The organism is Synergistaceae bacterium, from assembly GCA_031272035.1.
GTDB lineage: Bacteria > Synergistota > Synergistia > Synergistales > Aminobacteriaceae > JAISSA01.
Genome location: JAISUO010000070.1, coordinates 14,451 through 31,725, shown reverse-complemented (window position 1 = coordinate 31,725; position 17,275 = coordinate 14,451). Strand labels below are relative to the sequence as shown.

Here is a 17,275-nt window from a genome sequence, read left to right as displayed (position 1 = left end):
GTGTAACCGGCCTCTCCGTTGGATGTCAAGAGCAGAAATGGCATAACATAACCCCCTTTGTTGCTGATAAATTCTGAGAATTTAACAAATTATATCACGCGACGCGAATTATTGCGCGCCCGAATGTTTTCGTCAGCTTTTCATCAGTTTCGTCAGATTGGAAGTTTTATGAGATACAATTCTGTACAGAAAAATCTCAGGTTGCTTTTAACTATGTACCGTGTTAATATACCCTAAAACATACTTTTCCAGTTGGATTTCAGAGAATCATGCCGTCGTATACGTTTTATTTTGTATTTTTTGCGTTTGTTTGACGCTTTTTTTGGAAAATCGTCAGCTCTGACGGGCGAAGGGAGGTGCGGCGGGTCCGGGAAGCGGAAAAAACGTATTGTCGGGGTGTACGCAGCGGTCACGAGTTTTACGCAGTCAAAATTTATAAATATCGGGGACAGGAGGGACATTGTAAGATGAAAAAGTTTGCTGTACTGTTCGTGCTTCTGGCGCTGCTGGCCATAACCCTGGGAGGGGCGGACAAAGCCTTCGCCGCGCCCGCGCCGATCAAAGTGGGTCAGCTCTGCGCACTGACGGGGGACTTTGCGGGATACGGCAACACCGAAGCCAACGCGGTGAAAATGGCCCTGAAGGAAATCAACGCCAAAGGCGGAGTGCTGGGACGTCCGTTTGAGGTCATCGTCTACGACAACAAGTCGCGGGTCGAAGATAACGTGAACGCCTCCCGCCGTCTCATCGACTCCGACGGAGTCGTGGCCATCCTTGGCCCTCAGACCAGCGGCATGGCCATGGGGATGAGCGCGGTGGTCAACGACAGAAAGATCCCGCAGCTGGCCCATATCGCCACCAATCCCCTCGTGACCGTGGATGAAAAGGGCGCGGTCCGTCCCTTTGTGTTCCGTATCTGCTTCACCGACCCCTACGCCGGTCTGCTGGCGGCGGAGTTCGCGGTCAACGACCTGAACGTGAAGGAAGCGGCCGTCCTCTATGACGTGAGCTCCGAGTACGCTCAGGGGCTTCGGGAGTTTTTCGTGGCGAACTTCGAAAAGCTGGGCGGCAAAATTGTGGCGGACGAAGGCTATCGCCTCACCGACGTGGACTTCCGGGCGCAGCTCACCAAGATCAAGGAGACCGGCGCGAAAGTTCTCTTTGTTCCGGGATACGGCAAGGACATGGCTCTCATCATCAAGCAGGCTCAGGAGCTGAGCACCGGCCTGACGGTTCTGGGCAGCGACGGTTACGCCGCCTTCATGAACGAGATCGCGGGCGACGCGATGAAGGGAACGATCTGGGTCAACCACATGTACGAGGAGGATCCGGCGCTTCAGAGGTTCTTCGCGGACTACAAAAAAGAGTACAACGACGAATGCAAGGAATACGTGACGGGAATTTTGGCCTACGAGTGCCTCTACTGGCTGGCCGACGCCATAACCCGCGCGGGAACCACCGACGGCCCGGCGGTGGCCAAGGCTCTGGAGGAGACGAAGGGGCTCCAGCTCATGCACGCCGTGCTCACCATCGACCCCAAGACCCACACCCCCCTGAACAAGGCGGGCATCATCCTGAAGGTGGACGACAACCTGGTGGCCAAGTTCTTCAAGAAAGTCGAACCCAAATAAATCGGGAAATTCGGAACCTGACGGGGGGTTTTCCCCTTCGGGAACCGTTCCGGCATCCACTCATAAATTCGCGGGCCGTCACATGCGGGGGGGCCAATGGACCGGAGGTTTTGCGCAAGCAGCCTCCGCCCCCTGAGCTTTAAATCATTCGTAAAACAGCCGGACGGAAATCTCTCCGGCTGTTTTTTTTCGTCTCTCTTATTTCAATATCTATTTTCATTCTTTTTCTGGATATGAAAAGGCCGATTCGGTTTATAATGGGGACGACTGACCATATTTTTTCCTGAAGAGGCCCTTGCTGAAAACTATGAATCTGAAAACGATACGTCTAAAAAACATGAATCTGAAAAAAATGAATCTGAAAATAAAAATCTTTTCTCTCGTCTTCATAATCGTTGTGCCGTTTTTTCTGGCGGTGATTTGGATTGTGTCCAGCCGGAACATTGAGTTCGCCAGGCAGAGCGCCTTTCTTCTCGCGGAGGAAATGGCGGAAAAGTACAAGAACGAGATCAAGGCGGAGCTGCAGGGGGCCCGTGTGACGGCGGAGACTCTGGCGACGGTGTTTCAGACCCTGAAGGCTCTGAACCTCACCGACCGCGAGATGATGAACACGATCCTGAAGAACGCTCTGGCGCAAAAGGAGTACATCAACGCCTTCTGCGTCGCCTACGACCCCAACGCGCTGGACGGGCAGGACAAGCGGTACGCCGGGGTGGAGCCGGAATACGACGAGACGGGAAGATACTCGCCCTACTGGAACAAGTTCGGCGGCAAAATTTCGGTGGAGCCCCTGTTCGACATCGACAGCGCCGACTGGTACATCGTCCCGAAAACCACGAAGCGGGAGTACATCACCGACCCCTATCCCTACCAGATGCAGGGTCACGACGTCATGCTGGCCAGCCTGATCTTCCCCATTCTGTACAACGGGGAGTTCATCGGAATCATCGCGTCCGACATCGTCCTCGACACGCTGCAGGCGATGGTGTCTCAGGTGAACACCAGCGGAAAGGGCGAGCACACGGCGATTTTCTCCAACTCCGGCGCGGTGGTGGCCCATCCGAACCAGGCCTGTCTGGGAAAGGATTTGACCGAAACTCTGGACTTCGACACAGACGAGGAAAAGCGCCTCGTGGCGGCGGAGGTGAGGGCCGCCGTCAGAGCGGGAGAAAAGTACATCTCCTCCGGTGAGCACTACTACACCGTCTACATGCCCATCCGCTTCAGCAGCGTCACGAATCCCTGGTCGGTGGCGGTGAGCATTCCCCTGGCCGAAATTCTCAAAGCCGCCGCCGACCTCCGGAACTACGTGGCGGGGCTGGCCCTTCTCGCCATCGCCGTGATCGGCCTGCTTCTCTACATCGTGGCGACGAGGATAACCCGACCCATCCTTCTGCTGGCCAACGCGGCGAAGACCTTCGGCGAGGGCGGGGAAAACTTCGACTTCGCGGCGCCCCTCGTCCGCAGCAGCGATGAAATCGGGATTTTGTCCGGCGCCTTTCAGGTCATGACTCAGAGGATCAACGACTTTGTGAGAAAAATGCGGGAGTCCACCGAGGCGCTGGCGAGGAAAAACGATGATCTGAACCGGTCCAACGAGCTGCTTCTCACCGCCAGAGAGCAGGCGGAGAAGGCCAACCGGGCCAAAAGCGACTTTCTTTCCAACATGAGCCACGAAATGCGAACGCCCATGAACGCCATTATCGGCATGACGGCCATCGGAAAATCCGGCTCCAGTCTGGAGAAAAAGAACTACGCCTTCGAAAAGATTGAGGACGCTTCCACCCACCTGCTGGGGGTCATCAACGACATTCTGGACATGTCGAAAATCGAAGCGAACAAGCTGGAACTTTCCAACTCGGACTTCGATTTCGAAAAAATGCTTCGAAAGGTCGTCAACTTCATCAATTTCCGGGTGGAGGAAAAACATCAGGTTTTTCGGGTGACGGTGGACAAAAACATCCCCACCCGCCTCACGGGAGACGACCAGCGGCTGGCTCAGGTGATCACAAACCTGCTGTCCAACGCGGTAAAATTCACCCCGGACGGGGGCATCATCCGTCTGGACGTTCGTCTGGCGGAGGATTCGAACGAGGACAGGGACGGATTCTGCACCCTCCGGATCGAGGTGACCGACACGGGCATCGGGATAAGCGACGAGCAGAAGGCGCGTTTGTTCAATCCCTTCCAGCAGGCGGACAGCAGCACCTCCCGCAATTTCGGAGGGACGGGGCTGGGCCTGGCCATCTCCAGGCGCATCGTGGAAATGATGGAGGGCCGCATCGAGCTGGAGTCCACTCTGGGGCAGGGGTCGAAGTTCATCGTCACGGTGAAGGTCGCCCGAAACCAGGCGACGCGCCGGGTTCTGCCCGCCGGTCTGAACTGGCGGAATCTCCACCTGCTGGTGGTGGACGACGACGACGAAACGCTGGAATATTTCAAAGACATCGCCGAAAACCTGGGAGTCGCCTGCGAGGCAGCCCGAGGCGGAGAGGAAACCGTGTCCATGATGGACGGGCAGCATTATCACGACATCTACTTCGTGGACTGGAAAATGCCCGGCATGGACGGAATCGCGCTGACCCGGGAAATTAAAAAACGCCGGAACGCCAACTCGGTGGTCATCATGATTTCCTCCACCGAATGGAGCGTCATCGCCGACGATGCGAAAGCCGCCGGTGTGGATCGTTTCCTGCAAAAACCGCTGTTCGCCTCCGACATCGCCGACTGCATCAACGAATGCCTGGGAGGGACGGCGGTGGAAGCTCCCGGGGCTCCGGCGGAGGACGGCGGCCCGGAGGTCTTCAGGGGCGCTCATATCCTGCTGGCGGAGGATGTGGAGATCAATCGGGAGATCGTGCTGTCCCTGCTGGAGCCCACGGAGATGAAAATCGACTGCGCGGAGGACGGCGAGGAGGCCCTGCGCATGGTGAGCGAAAACCCGGAGCGTTACGACATGGTCTTCATGGACGTGCAGATGCCGAAGATGGACGGGCTGGAGGCCACGAGGCGCATTCGGGCGCTGGACAGCCCGGGGGCGAAAACCGTCCCCATCATCGCCATGACCGCCAACGTCTTTCGCGAGGACGTGGAAAAATGCCTCGCCGCCGGAATGAACGGACACGTGGGCAAACCCCTGGACTTCGACGAAGTTATGGAAAAACTCCGAGAATACCTAAAAAGCCCGACCGTCAGCGTCACAAATCAAACATGAAAAATGAGTTTTAGGGAGGTCTCGGAGGGATTTCGTCCCCCTGGAGCCTTGACAGGAGGGTCTCGGGGAGGCTCCGCCTCCCTGAGTCTTAACAGGGGGGTCTCGGGGGGGACTCCGTCCCCCTGAGCCTTAAAAAAAGGATGTGGAATCGATGTATCTGGCATCGATGAGTTGGTCCAAAGCGCAGGAACTGAAAGGCGACGCGCTGGCGGCGATTGTGCCCCTCGGAAGCGTGGAGCAGCACGGGCCCCTGGGTCCCCTTGGAACGGACTACATTATTCCCCGGGATCTGGCCGCCCGAATCGAAGCGAGGCTGCCGGATCGGGTTCTGGTTCTGCCAACGCTCCCCTACGGCTCGACTCCGGCTCATCTGTCGTTTCCGGGAACCGTCAACATCGGTTACGAGGCGCTCTGTACCGTACTGCGGGCCATCGTTGACGCCGTGCTGGGCTGCGGTGTGCGGCGGGTTCTTTTCCTCAACGGACACGGAGGAAACGCGGCAGCCATCGACACCGCCGCGCTCTATCTCTACCACAGGGGAGGACAGGGGGCGGAAATCGACTGGTGGACCCTCTGCGCCCAGTTGAATCCGGACTGGCGGTGCGGGCACGGCGGCGGCGTGGAGACCGCCGTGGCCATGGCGGTGAAGCCGGACTGGGTCCATCCGGAAGACCTGTTCGAAAGCCGGATCGCGCACCTGAGCCCGCGCCTGAGAAACACCCACATCCACAGCGTGGAGTTCGAAAAGGGCACGGTCAAAATGGTCCGCGACGTGAGAGACGCCATCCCCTCCGGCGACGCCGGCTATGGAGACATCCCCGCCCGGGCGAATCCGAATCTGGGCGCGGAGATTCTGGACGCCGTCACGGACTACGCGGAGCGTTTCATTCTGGAGTTTCTGACCCTGGACCTCACGGCGGGCCGCAGGACTGGAGCCGGCTCTGAAGCGGATAAAAAGGAGGTTCGGCGCTGATGGGCGTTCTGACGGGACTGGCGATTTTTCTTTTCCTGCTGACGGCGGCGGGGACGGCCCGGGCCTGCACGACGGTTCTTGCGGGCAAAAAAGCCTCGGCGACGGGGGAAGTTCTCGTGGGACACAACGAGGACAGCGTGGGGCCTTACGTGATGCGGACCCACATCGTCCCGCCCCTTTTCCGGACCGGAACCGGAGCCGAAAAAAACCCCGTCCGGTTCGAGCCCGACGCGGCGGAGCTTCTCCTTCCCGCGGAGCGGCCCCGGCTGTTCTGGTCGGAGGCGCGCCCGTATTTTTCCGACGGAGGCGCGTCCTTCTGCGACTTTTACATGAACGGCCACGGCGTCGTCATCTGCAGCGACAACTGCGGCGCGTCCAGGGAGGACCACCCCGAGCTGACGGGGGGAGTCGGCTATGGAATCCGCCGTCTCACCGCCGAGCGGGCAAAATCCGCGTACAACGCCGTGGAGGTGGCCGTCGGGCTTCTGAAGCAATACGGCTATATCGGCAGCGGACGCTCCTATCATTTCGCGGACAAAAACGAGATTTGGGTGCTGCAGATCGTCAACGGCAAACACTGGGCCGTGAAGCGGGTGCCGGACGATCACGTTTACGTCAACCCCAACCATTACACCATCCGCGACCCCGACCCGGGAACGCCGGGGCTGGAGGAGCTTGTGGAGTACGCCGTCCGGCGCGGCTGGTACGACCCGGCTCAGGGCCCCTTCGACTTCGCCCGGGCGTATCAGGCTCCGCAGAATTACCGCGCCGGACGCAACCTGCACCGGCATCTGAGAGGGCTCGAAATCATCCTGGGACACCCCGTCGATCCGGAGGCCCCCCTGCCTTTCTCCGTAAAACCCGACAGAAAAATCGGAATCAGGGACATCGATCGCGTTCTGCGCTGTCATTTCGAGGGCACCCCCGACGACGTCTCCGAGGGAAAAAGCCCGCACTTTATGCCAAGTCGCCCCATCTGCGCCGGAAGCACACTGGAAAGCGTCATCGTGCAGATTCGGGACAACACCGACATGACGCTGCTCCATCGGGCGCTGGGACACCCCTGCCTTTCTCCCCGGACGCCCTGGTACTTCGGGATCCTGTCCGTCCCGCCGGAGTTCGGCGGCGTCGACCCGGAGGAGGCCCTGAGAACGCATTTTTCCGTCCCTCCCGAAGATCTGGACTGGGCGTCGGGAGAGGCCTCGCGCCGCTGCTCCGAGCTTCAGACGGCGGTGGAAATTCTCTACGAGGACGCGGCCGAACCGGTAAGAAAGGGACTGAAGGCCTTCGAGGACATTTTGGAGGAGGAGCTGACCCGATTCGAGGCCGCCCTGGCTCAGACGTCAGGGGACAGGGGCAGAACCGGAAAAACCTCCGACCGGCTGAGACGACTTCTCACAGGAGCGGTGAACCGCTGGACCGAGCGCGCTCTGAACCGCGTGGAAAGCCTCTTCCTGATGGTGAGGGTGCTTCCGATGGAGCTCCCGGAGAGGCTCGACGTCAACGACGGAAAAACGCCTGTGGTCGTCCGCCTGTCCCTTCAGAACCTCGCCAAACGCCTGGGCGACGACCAGGAGGACTTCGCGCCGGACCGAATCGCCCTCGACCGGACGCTCTTCGGGCCGGGCCACGTCGCCCCCGGCAGCTGGTCGAAGGCCAAAAGCGCGGAGGTGCGGAATGAAAATGAAGATGGAGAAAAAAGCCTTTGCCTCTCCTTTGAAATCGGGGATTGGCGGGAGGATACCGCGCCCTGTCTGACGGACATGTGGCTGCAGCTGGAAAATAAAGAGGGCCGGCGTTTGGCGGGAAGGGCGTTTTCAATGCTCACGGCCTTCAAAGGAGAGGATCAGGGATGTTCGGCCTGCGACCGCGCCTGAGGGACTACGGCCTCGTGATCGGGGGGATGCGGCCCGGCCCGCGCAACGCCATCACCGACATCGAAGGTGTGACGGTGGGGCACTGCACGGCAGACGACCCCGAACGGGGGATTCACACCGGCGTCACGGTGGTGATTCCCGCGCCGGATCAGACGCTGTTTGAAAACAAGGTGACGGCGGGGGCGTACATCTTCAACGGATTCGGCAAAAGCGCCGGCCTGATGCAGATCGAGGAAAAAGGCACTCTGGAAACTCCGGTGGTCCTGACCGGCGTCTCCAGCGTCGGCGCCATGTACGACGCCCTCTTTCATCTGGAAATGACAAGAAACTCGGAAATCTGCCGGACCAGCGGCAGCGTCAATCCCCTGGTCTGCGAGTGCAACGACAGTTTTCTCAACAACGCCAGAGCCACGCGGCTGGGGCGGGGACATCTGGACGCGGCCTTCGCCTCCGCCTCCGTGGATTTCGACGAGGGCGCGGTGGGAGCGGGTCGGGGAATGTCCTGTTTCGGCCTGAAGGGCGGAATCGGCAGCTCATCCCGCGTTTTCGAGGCGGCGGAGCATCTTTTTACGGTGGGGGTGCTGGTCAACGCCAACTTCGGGGAGCTTCCCTGTCTGACCGTGGCGGGACGCTGTATCGGCCCCCGTCTGGAGGCTCTGATGGAAACGCCTCCCCCGCCTCTTCCGGACAGCGGCTCCATCATCATCGTCATCGCCACCAACGCGCCGCTGAACTCGCGGCAGCTGAAGCGCCTCTGCAAAAGGGCCTTCATCGGCGTGGGCCGGACGGGGTCTTTCGTGGGAGACGGCAGCGGAGACATCGCCGTGGCGTTCTCCACGGGCTGCCGGATTCCTCACGTTCCCCCCGCCAGCGGGCTCGTCCCTCTCGCCGCCCTGCACGAGGAATACATCAATCCCTTTTTCAGGGCGACGGCGGAGGCCACGGAGGAAGCCATCCTGAACGCCCTGCTCGCCGCGGTTCCCCTGAAGGGACGGGACGGCAGCGAACGGCGCGCTCTCACGCAATTCTGGGAAAAAGTCTTCGACTAAACAGAAAAAGTCGGGTATGAAAAGCTCCTCAGACGCCGGCGCAGCCCTGAGGGGCTCGATGATAGAAAACCCGCACTTCTTCAGGCAGAAGAGGGGCCTGTTTTCCCGAAAGGGAGATTTCCGCCAGAGCGTCAGCGGAGGGCAGCACTTTTAAAACGGGACGCAAAAAGGGATGGTCGAGGCCGGCGGCCTTGCAGGCGCGCTCCGGGTCGTCCGAAAGGAGAATGGGCTCCGGAGCGGAGGTTTTTTTTCGGGAGTTCAGCCAGGCTTCAAGGGCTTCGCCGTCGTATTCCCCCGTGGGCAGATTTTCGGCGCAGCCAAAGGACGCCGCGTAAACCCGTTTCTGCCCCGCGTACACGAAAACCAGCGCCGGAGCCTCCCTTTGGGATTCCCTCACGTAAGCCCGGGCCAGCATCAAAAGCGAGGAGACGGGAACGACCCGAACGCCCAACCCGTAAGCCAGAGCGGACGCCCAGGAGACCCCCGTGCGAATCCCCGTGAAGTAGCCTGGGCCGTTTGTCACGGCGATGAGGCCCACGTCCTCCATTGTGCGGCCGGACTTTTCCAACAGACGATCCGCCAGCAGAGGAAGCTCCGCCGCCTGACGCCGCCCCAGATCCAGACATTCGGAGGCCAGAACCTCCCACGACCGCCCGTTTTCTCCGGAGCCGGATTCAGATCCAGCGCCGGAGGCGGCTCCGGTCGCACGGCAGACCCCCGCCAGGGTCCATCTCAGACTGCAGTCCACCGTCAGCAGAACGTCCTTCATGGCCGGCATTGGCATTCCTCCAGATTTCGCAGATTTCGGGGTTCGGAAGCGGCGATGCGAAACGTCCGGTCCGTCTCGCTCTCCGCCGAAATGTGTACGGTCAAAACCTGCTCCCGGGGAAGGGAGGCCCACCGCTCCGGCCACTCCACCACCAGAACGCGGCCTTCGGAAAGATAGTCCTCCAGCCCCAGCTCCTCCGCTCCCTCCGGCTCCAGGCGGTAAAGGTCCGCGTGAACCAGGTCGAATCGCTCCGTCCGGTACTCGTTGACCAGGGTGAAGGAAGGGCTGCGGACGTTTTTCGCGCCCAGCGCCGCGCCCATTCCGCGCACCAGAACGGTTTTTCCCGCTCCCAGGTCCCCGTAGAGCAGAACGGTATCCCCCGGAGTCAGCAGGCGGGCCAAAGCGCCCCCCAGGCGAAAGGTCTCCTCCTCGGAGGCCGTGCGGCGGACAATCTCATTTTTAATCTTCATTTTTATTTTTTATCTTCATAAAGGTCGTCGTCGGGGAACGCTTCGCGCTCCTCCCGTTCTCTGCGCAGACGCTCCCGCCGGCGCAGAAGACCCCGCACGAGGAACATCCCGATCAGCAGGCAGAAGGTAAAAATGACGCTGCGGCTGAACTCGATGCCGCCTTTGTTCATCCGTCCCGCCCCCATGACCACCACGATCGCCACGCTGAAGCTCAGGAGGGAGATAAAAAATCCCTTCCGTCGTATGCGCTCGGTTTTGCGCAGTTCTTCGTCCCAGTCGACTCGACGGCGACGGCGCGAGTGCCGGAAAGTCACGGACGGACCTCCTTTCGCAGGGCCTGAATGGCAAAGGGCAGCTCGTCGGCGATTTCGGAGGCCAGAACTCCGTCCACTCCCCTTCTCTCCCGCAGGCGGCGTCCCGCGAGGCCGTGGAGCGTCCCCCCCAGCAGGGCCGCGTGGAAGGGCGTCAGCCCCTGAGCCAGAAAAGTTCCGATGCAGCCGGACAGCACATCTCCCGACCCCGGAACGGAAAGTTCAGGCCCGCCCTCGCTCACCTGCGCGTATTGACTCGTCTCAATCCTGTTTTTCATTTCAGCCACAAGGGTCCCCCTGCCCTTCAAAAGAACGCAGCCCCACCGTTTCGAGAGACGTTCCACAGCCTCCGGCCGGGCGCCTCGAACGTCCTCCGGCGTCAGGGCAAGCAGGCGCGCGGCCTCCCCTTCATGAGGCGTCAGAACCACATCGGACCGGGGAGCCAGCGAGCCGCCGGCCTCCGCCAGGGCGTAAAGGCCGTCCCCGTCCACCAGCAGAGGGCGATCCCATTTCTTCCACAGGGCCGTCACAAAGGCGATGGCTTCGTCGGACCGCCCAAGGCCGGGCCCCGCGATCATCGCGTTCGTTCGGGGCATTTGCTCCATGGAAACGTCCAGCCAGGCGGAGGGAAGGTTCCGCGGGCCGGAGTTTTCGAAAGGCAGCTGCACCACTTCGGGGACGCGGGCGGCGCAGGCATGGCAAACCTCCGGCAGGGACAGGAGAGAGACGACGCCTCCCCCGCTGCGGAGCGCCGCCAGAGAGGTCAGTATCGAAGCTCCCGGGTAATTTTTCGACCCTCCCGCCACCAGAATCCGCCCCCGGTTTCCCTTGTTCATGTCCGGCGGACGGGAAGGCAGAAGGAGCGCGATCTCCTCCGGCGTAAATATCCTGAACGTCCAAGACACCTCCTGACGCGATACGCTTTGATTACAGGGATTCGATCACGACGACAGCCGCGGTATAGTCTCCGTCGTGGGTGATTGAAAGCCACACCCGTTTTTCTCCCCGGGCGCAGGCGGGATCGATTTCGGGGGGAACAATCAGCCGAGGCCCCGTTTTTGTGCGTTCGAGGCAAATCTGAGAGGAAAGGGCCAGGGTGTACATGGAAACACCGCTGGCCTTGGCAAAGGCTTCCCTTGCCGCAAAAGCCGAAGCGTAAGCCGCCGCACGGCCCCGTCCCTCCCCCTTCTCCTCGGCGTAGAGAACCTCGGAGGGGCGAAAAATCCGCCGCACGAAATGGGAGGATCGAATCGCCCGTTCCATGCGGGGGATACTGCAAAGATCGATGCCGACTCCGAGAATCATCTTCGACGCCGCCGCTTCCGGCCCGCGCTATTTACCGATCTCCTCGGCAACGCCCTTCACCACGACGGCAAGAATGCGCTCGGCGTCCCGCTCCACCCTGGCCATCCAGTCCTTCTTTTCCTGTACGTAAGCGGCGTCCTTCATGGAGGGCAGGTTGATTTTCACGTTCTCCAGCGCCCCCTTCAGTCCGGCATGGGCCTGAAGCGCCCCCACAGCCAGGTCGCTGGCCGCGTTGACGTTGCTTTTACCCAGCAGGGACTCGGCGTAACCCATCGCCTCCAGACAGTATTCGGCGGTCGCGACGGGAGAGGCGACGGCAACCTTGTAGGCCTCCTGAATCGCGGCGCCGCGCTTCGCCTTCTGTTCGTCCGTCTCCTTCGGCAGGGCGAAAGCCGCCATCACGGAGTCAAAGGCGTCCGTATCCCTCTGAATGGCTTCGAGGAGCTTCGTCGCAAGCGCCCCCGACTTCGCCAGAACGTCCTCCACGAGAGTTTTGTGCTCCGCGTATTTCGCCTTGCCCAGGGTCAAATTGCAGACCATGGAAACAAGCGCCGCTCCCAGCGCGCCGGAAAGGGCCGCCGCGCTTCCGCCCCCGGGCGCGGGCGCGTCGGAAGCCAGTTTTGCCGTGAAATCCTTTATCGTCATATCGGTGAGACTCATGGTACAGATTACCTCCTAAATATAGATACGTCGGGGCTTAACGTCCTTTCGTGCCCAGGTACGCCGCCCGGATTTCGGGGTCGTTGAGCAAATCCTTCGAGAGCCCCTCCTTGAGCAGACGGCCCGTTTGCAGAACGTAAGTCCTGTGAGAAAGGAGCAGAGCCTGCCTGGCGTTTTGCTCCACCAACAGAATACTGACCCCTTCTTCATTGATGCGCTTCAGCTCTTTGAAAATATCCTGAATGATAATCGGGGCCAGACCCAGCGAGGGTTCGTCCAGCAGGAGCACCACAGGCCGGGCCATCAGGGCGCGTCCAATGGCCAGCATCTGCTGCTCGCCTCCGGAGAGGGTTCCGGCGTACTGACTCACGCGTTCCTTCAGCCGCGGAAAAAGAGAGAACACCCATTCCATGTCCTTCTCCACGCTGCCTCTGCCGCTGCGGGAAAAGGCCCCGATCTGGAGGTTTTCGAGGACGGTGAGAGGCGCAAAGATCTTGCGTCCCTCAGGAACCAGAGAAAGCCCGCTCTGCACCACCTGAAAACTTCGGGACGGCAGTTTGCGCCCGTTCAGAAAGACGTCGCCCTGATCCCGTTTCACCATCCCCATGATCGCGTTCATGAAGGTGGACTTTCCCGCGCCGTTGGCTCCGATGACGGAAACGATCTCCCGTTCGTTCAGGGAGAGAGAAAAACCCTGAAGCGCCCGGATGGCGCCGTAACTGACGTGCAAATCCTTCGCTTCCAACACGACGCTCATGCGTCCACCGCCTCCTCGTCGCCCAGATAGGCGCTCAAAACCTCACGGTCGTTCTGGATTTCCTCAGGCGTTCCCTCCGCGATTTTCGCGCCGAAATTCATGCAAATGATATGAGGACATATCTCCATGATAACGTCCATGTGGTGCTCAATGACCAGCGTCGTCAGTCTGAAATCCTTATGGATGCCGGTGATGAGGTCATTCAGGGCGAACACTTCCTCGGGGTTCATCCCCGCCGCGGGCTCGTCCAGAAGCAGCAGTTTCGGGTCAAGGGCCAGCGCCCTGGCGATTTCGAGGCGTCTCTGCATCCCGTAGGGAAGGGTTCCCGCCGCCTGATGGGCGCGATCGGCAAGTCCGACCCTGTCCAGCAGCTCCATGCTTTTGGACCGGATGCGTTTTTCCGTTCCGCTCCATCGCCCCAGGTGCAGCATCGACTCCACAAAGCCGCAGTAATAATCGGGATCCGGACGGTAGCTGGGGGAGAGATGCCCCCTCAGACTTTCCCGGAAAGAGTAGCGATAGCGATTCTGGGTCGCCGTCATCACGTTCTCAAGCACCGAGGAACGGCTGAAAAGCCGCAGGTTCTGAAAGGTGCGGGCGATGCCCAGACGATTGACCTGATAGACCCGAAGGGGAGTAATATCCTGCTCCCGAAACCAAATGCTGCCTTTCGTGGGGCTGTAAACTCCGGAGATGACGTTGAACACCGTGGTTTTTCCCGCTCCGTTGGGGCCGATAATGCCCGCCAGTTCGCTCTCCGTGATCGTAAAGCTCATATTGCGAACGGCCTGCACCCCTCCGAAGAACATATCTATGCCGTCCAGTTCGAGGAGAACTCGCGCTTTTTCCATTTCATCCCCTCCTCTTCGTATTGGACCGGAAACCGGGTATGAAGGACCAGATTTCGCGGTTGCCCAAAAGCCCTTCCGGCCGCAGCACCATGATCATGACGAGCAGAGCGCCGTAAATCAGCATTCTGTACTGGGAAATGTCGCGGAAGTACTCCATCAGCCAGGTAATGAGGGCGGAGCTCAGCAAAGTCCCGCTCATGGATCCCAGTCCGCCGAACACGACCACGGCCGTCAGCTCCGTGGACTTCATCATGTCGAACATGGAGGGCTGGATGAAATTCATGTAACCGCCCAGAAGCGCCCCGGATATGCCGCAGTAGAACGCGGAGATCAGGAGGGCCTTCATACGGGAGGCGGGAATGTTGAACCCCATGAGGGACGCCGCCACCTTGTCGTCTCTGGAGGCCTTGAGTTCCCGCCCCAGGCGGCTTTCGATCAGGTTGAACATCCCTATGCCCAGGATGGTGAAAAACACCACCGCCACGCCGCGCCCCGTGTAGGACGAGATGCCCGGAAAACCCCTGGCGCCGCGGGTGAAGGACTGCCAGTTTTCGAGAATGAGACGGATGGCCTCCCCCAGCCCGATGGAGGCGATGGCGTAATAGTCCCCCGTGAGGCGCAGCGTCGGAATACCGATCAGCCAGGCGACCAGCACGGCGATGATTCCTCCGGCGACGATGGCGGGAAGCCAGTGAACGCCGTACCGCACGGTCATGATCGCCGCGGTGTAGGCCCCCAGCGCCATATAGGCCGCGTGGCCCAGCGTGAAAATACCCGTGAACCCCGTCAGCAGGGAAACTCCCATCGCGGCGATACAGTTGATGCTCAGCAGGACGATAATCCCCTCCGCGTACCCCGCCAGAGGCATAAAAGCGAGGACCAGACCCAGCGCCACAAAGGCGGCGTTTCCCAAAAGACTTTTTTTCATCATGGTCAGGACCTCCTCATATTTTGTCGCTGACCTGTTTGCCAAAGAAGCCGGCGGGCTTCACAAGCAACATGATCACCAGCATGGAAAACACCACGAGATCGCGCATCTGGCTGCTGATGAACCCGGCGGTCAGCATTTCGGCCAGTCCGAGGAGCAGACTGCCCACCACAGCCCCGGGCAGGGAGCCCAGGCCTCCGATAACCGCCGCCACAAAGGCCTTGGTGGTGATGGTTCCCCCAAGCTGCGGGTAAAGCGTATAGCGCACGGAGAGGAAGATCCCTCCCACCGCGGCCAGCAGCCCCGCCACAAAAAAGACGATGCTGATCAGAAGCGGCACATTGACCCCCATCAGACCGGCGGTGTTCAGGTTGCAGGCCGCCGCGCGAATCGCCAGCCCCCACCGCGTCCTGTTCAGAAAAAGCTGGAGCCCTCCCAGAAAGATCACGGCCACGATCAGAGAAAGGATGTCGAAGCTGTTGACCGTGACGTTACCTCCCAGATTGAACAGATCGTGAGGAAAAGTATCCTGAGGCAGGGCGCGGAAACGGCCTCCCACCACGATGACAAAGATATTTTCGATGACGATGCTCACTCCCATGGATGCGATCATGAGGTAGAGGGTCATGGAGGTGCGGTCCCGGATGGGTTTGTAGGCCATTCGTTCCGTTATGATGGCGACGACCCCCGAGGCCACCAGCGCCCCGGTAATGGAGATCCAGATGCCGAAGCCATATTGCGTCAGCAAAAAATAACAGGCGTACCCTCCCACCACCAGAAAGCCGCCGTGCGCAAAGTTCGAGAACAGCAGTATGGAATAAACCAGTGAATAACCGACCGCGATCAGCGCGTAAACCGAACCCAGCGACAGTCCGTTGATGATCTGCTGACTCAGGGTCGTCAACTGAATACCGATATCCAAAAAACATCCCCCCTCAATCTGCTGCTGTCCCGCCAGGACACGAGCCAGCGCTTTTGCCTCAGCACACTCTTCCGATTGATTTACGGTAATAGTCGATATTATATACAAAAAAACTCAAAAAAGACGGCGGACCTGAGTCCGCCGTGAGTTGATTTTTACAAAAAGTCTGTTTAAATATTTAAACTTTTCCACAAAAAAGTTCCACAAGTGAGATTTTGCAGAAATTAAGATCCAAATAAGCGGCTATTCCGGTCGGACTTTTTTAAAGAAAAGCGCTTTTTTCTGAACGGCATCGCAGCGCAGCATGACGCCATCCTTGTCTTTGGGATTGTGAAATTCGTCCATCGTCAGAACGGCGTGCAGCAGTTTCAGCCCTTTTGTGGATTCAAGGGCATCACGAATCTTCTGCGGATCGTCCGAGCCCGCCCGCTCAATGGCGTCCTTCAGCCAGTAGACACAGTCGTAGGCCATGACGGCGTTCATAAATTCCTGACATTCCGTTCCGGTTTTCTGCTGATATTTGTCGAAAAAGTTCTTCAGGACGGGGTCGTAACGGTCCACGTGACTGACCCAGTAAGTATCCGCAAGGGTGTCCCCCGCCACTTCCCACATGAAATCGCCGTAACCGTCTCCTCCCAGAATGACCGTTTTGATGCCCAGTTCACGGGCCTGTTTGACGGCCAGAGGAAGCGACTTGCCCATGAAGGGGTAGATCAGGACGTCCGCGCCGCTGTCCTTGATGTTGGTGAGCTGAGATCGGAAATCCACGTCGTCTCCGCGGAATCCCTCGTCGGCGACGATCGCCCCGCCGTATTCCTTAAACCCGTCGATGAAAAATTCGCGCTGTCCCTGGGAGTAATCGCTGGACACATCGTAGAGAATCGCCGCTTTTTTGAGCCCAAGATCCTTTACGGCAAAATAAGCCATCATGCGGCCCTGATAGGGATCAAGGAAACAAATGCGGAAATTGTAGGGCCGGACCTTCCCCTGCTCGTCTACCGTAACCAGAGGATTCGTGGGAAGGGTTCCGATGTGGGGAACTTTGCCCCTGGCGAAGATGGGCGTGGCCGCGATGCAGAGCCCGCTTCCGCTGGGGCCGATGACGGCGGCGACTTTGTCCTGTTCCACAAGGCGGCGCGCCGCGTTGACCATGTCCTCCTGACGGGTCCGGCAGTCGTACATAATGACCTCAAGATGTTTCCCCAGAACGCCTCCCGCGGCGTTGATCTCCTCCACCGCGATCTTGACCGACTCCACCTCCGCCGTTCCATAAGCGGCAAAGTCCCCCGTCACCGTCGCAATCTCACCGAAGCGGATCGTGTCGGCTCCCAGAGCGGGCAGCGCCGCAAACATTGAAAACACCACGAACACCGATAAAAACGACAGACACTTCTTCATTCAAATTCCCCCAAATCCAGATGAATTATAAATCTTTCGCCTCGATGATTATTCGTCTGAACAGGCTGCTTTGATTTTATTACATCATCATTGATTCGTAAATATATACGGTTTAATGAGTCACAGTGATAAATTATTTTATAATAGAAGGGATATAAGG

16 protein-coding genes are annotated in these 17,275 nt (G+C 59.4%); 5 read left to right on the top strand and 11 right to left on the bottom strand.

From position 1 onward, the window contains the following. Window positions 1-467 precede the first annotated feature (467 nt). The 5 genes from LBR61_08840 (at window position 468) to LBR61_08820 (ending at window position 8,744) form a co-directional block, all read left to right on the top strand. Window positions 468-1,631, top strand: coding sequence for an ABC transporter substrate-binding protein (locus LBR61_08840; GenBank protein ID MDR1732179.1), 1,164 nt, complete (start codon window positions 468-470; stop codon window positions 1,629-1,631). Between the two features lie 352 nt (window positions 1,632-1,983). Further along, window positions 1,984-4,845, top strand: a complete 2,862-nt coding sequence (locus LBR61_08835; protein ID MDR1732178.1) for a response regulator — start codon at window positions 1,984-1,986, stop codon at window positions 4,843-4,845. Window positions 4,846-4,996: 151 nt separating this feature from the next. Beyond that, entirely contained in the window at window positions 4,997-5,818 is an 822-nt protein-coding gene (locus LBR61_08830) for a creatininase family protein (protein ID MDR1732177.1), read from the top strand. Then, window positions 5,818-7,695, top strand: coding sequence for a C69 family dipeptidase (locus LBR61_08825; GenBank protein MDR1732176.1), 1,878 nt, complete (start codon window positions 5,818-5,820; stop codon window positions 7,693-7,695). The genes LBR61_08830 and LBR61_08825 overlap by 1 nt, the downstream gene beginning before the upstream one ends. Then, the gene (locus tag LBR61_08820; GenBank protein MDR1732175.1) at window positions 7,671-8,744 is read left to right on the top strand and encodes a P1 family peptidase; all 1,074 of its coding nucleotides are present in this window, start codon (window positions 7,671-7,673) and stop codon (window positions 8,742-8,744) included. The genes LBR61_08825 and LBR61_08820 overlap by 25 nt, the downstream gene beginning before the upstream one ends. Window positions 8,745-8,772: 28 nt before the next feature. Here the strand turns inward: LBR61_08820 and tsaB are convergent, their stop codons facing one another. From tsaB to LBR61_08765, 11 genes are all read right to left on the bottom strand, one after another. Next, the gene (gene tsaB / locus LBR61_08815) at window positions 8,773-9,522 is read right to left on the bottom strand and encodes a tRNA (adenosine(37)-N6)-threonylcarbamoyltransferase complex dimerization subunit type 1 TsaB (protein ID MDR1732174.1); all 750 of its coding nucleotides are present in this window, start codon (window positions 9,520-9,522) and stop codon (window positions 8,773-8,775) included. After that, window positions 9,510-9,983 carry a tRNA (adenosine(37)-N6)-threonylcarbamoyltransferase complex ATPase subunit type 1 TsaE gene (gene tsaE, locus LBR61_08810; protein MDR1732173.1) on the bottom strand — a complete coding sequence of 158 codons (474 nt, stop codon included), beginning with the start codon at window positions 9,981-9,983 and terminating at the stop codon, window positions 9,510-9,512. The genes tsaB and tsaE overlap by 13 nt, the downstream gene beginning before the upstream one ends. Window positions 9,984-9,985: 2 nt before the next feature. Continuing rightward, window positions 9,986-10,297 (bottom strand): hypothetical protein, encoded by a 312-nt coding sequence (locus tag LBR61_08805; protein ID MDR1732172.1) that lies wholly within the window; start codon window positions 10,295-10,297, stop codon window positions 9,986-9,988. Continuing rightward, window positions 10,294-11,199, bottom strand: a complete 906-nt coding sequence (locus tag LBR61_08800; GenBank protein ID MDR1732171.1) for an NAD(P)H-hydrate dehydratase — start codon at window positions 11,197-11,199, stop codon at window positions 10,294-10,296. Before LBR61_08800 ends, LBR61_08805 begins: the two co-directional genes overlap by 4 nt. 22 nt (window positions 11,200-11,221) lie before the next feature. Continuing rightward, a complete protein-coding gene (locus LBR61_08795) occupies window positions 11,222-11,599 on the bottom strand; it encodes a 4'-phosphopantetheinyl transferase superfamily protein (protein ID MDR1732170.1) in 378 nt (125 codons plus the stop codon). A gap of 27 nt (window positions 11,600-11,626) precedes the next feature. Continuing rightward, the gene (locus LBR61_08790) at window positions 11,627-12,259 is read right to left on the bottom strand and encodes a cyclodeaminase/cyclohydrolase family protein (GenBank protein MDR1732169.1); all 633 of its coding nucleotides are present in this window, start codon (window positions 12,257-12,259) and stop codon (window positions 11,627-11,629) included. Window positions 12,260-12,296: 37 nt separating this feature from the next. Then, complete coding sequence (locus LBR61_08785; GenBank protein MDR1732168.1) at window positions 12,297-13,016, bottom strand: ABC transporter ATP-binding protein; 720 nt, start codon at window positions 13,014-13,016, stop codon at window positions 12,297-12,299. Then, a complete protein-coding gene (locus LBR61_08780; protein MDR1732167.1) occupies window positions 13,013-13,867 on the bottom strand; it encodes an ABC transporter ATP-binding protein in 855 nt (284 codons plus the stop codon). Before LBR61_08780 ends, LBR61_08785 begins: the two co-directional genes overlap by 4 nt. A gap of 1 nt (window position 13,868) precedes the next feature. After that, the gene (locus LBR61_08775; protein MDR1732166.1) at window positions 13,869-14,729 is read right to left on the bottom strand and encodes a branched-chain amino acid ABC transporter permease; all 861 of its coding nucleotides are present in this window, start codon (window positions 14,727-14,729) and stop codon (window positions 13,869-13,871) included. Window positions 14,730-14,811: 82 nt separating this feature from the next. Continuing rightward, window positions 14,812-15,699 (bottom strand): branched-chain amino acid ABC transporter permease, encoded by an 888-nt coding sequence (locus LBR61_08770; protein MDR1732165.1) that lies wholly within the window; start codon window positions 15,697-15,699, stop codon window positions 14,812-14,814. Between the two features lie 261 nt (window positions 15,700-15,960). Further along, window positions 15,961-17,115, bottom strand: coding sequence for an ABC transporter substrate-binding protein (locus LBR61_08765; protein MDR1732164.1), 1,155 nt, complete (start codon window positions 17,113-17,115; stop codon window positions 15,961-15,963). Window positions 17,116-17,275 lie beyond the last annotated feature (160 nt).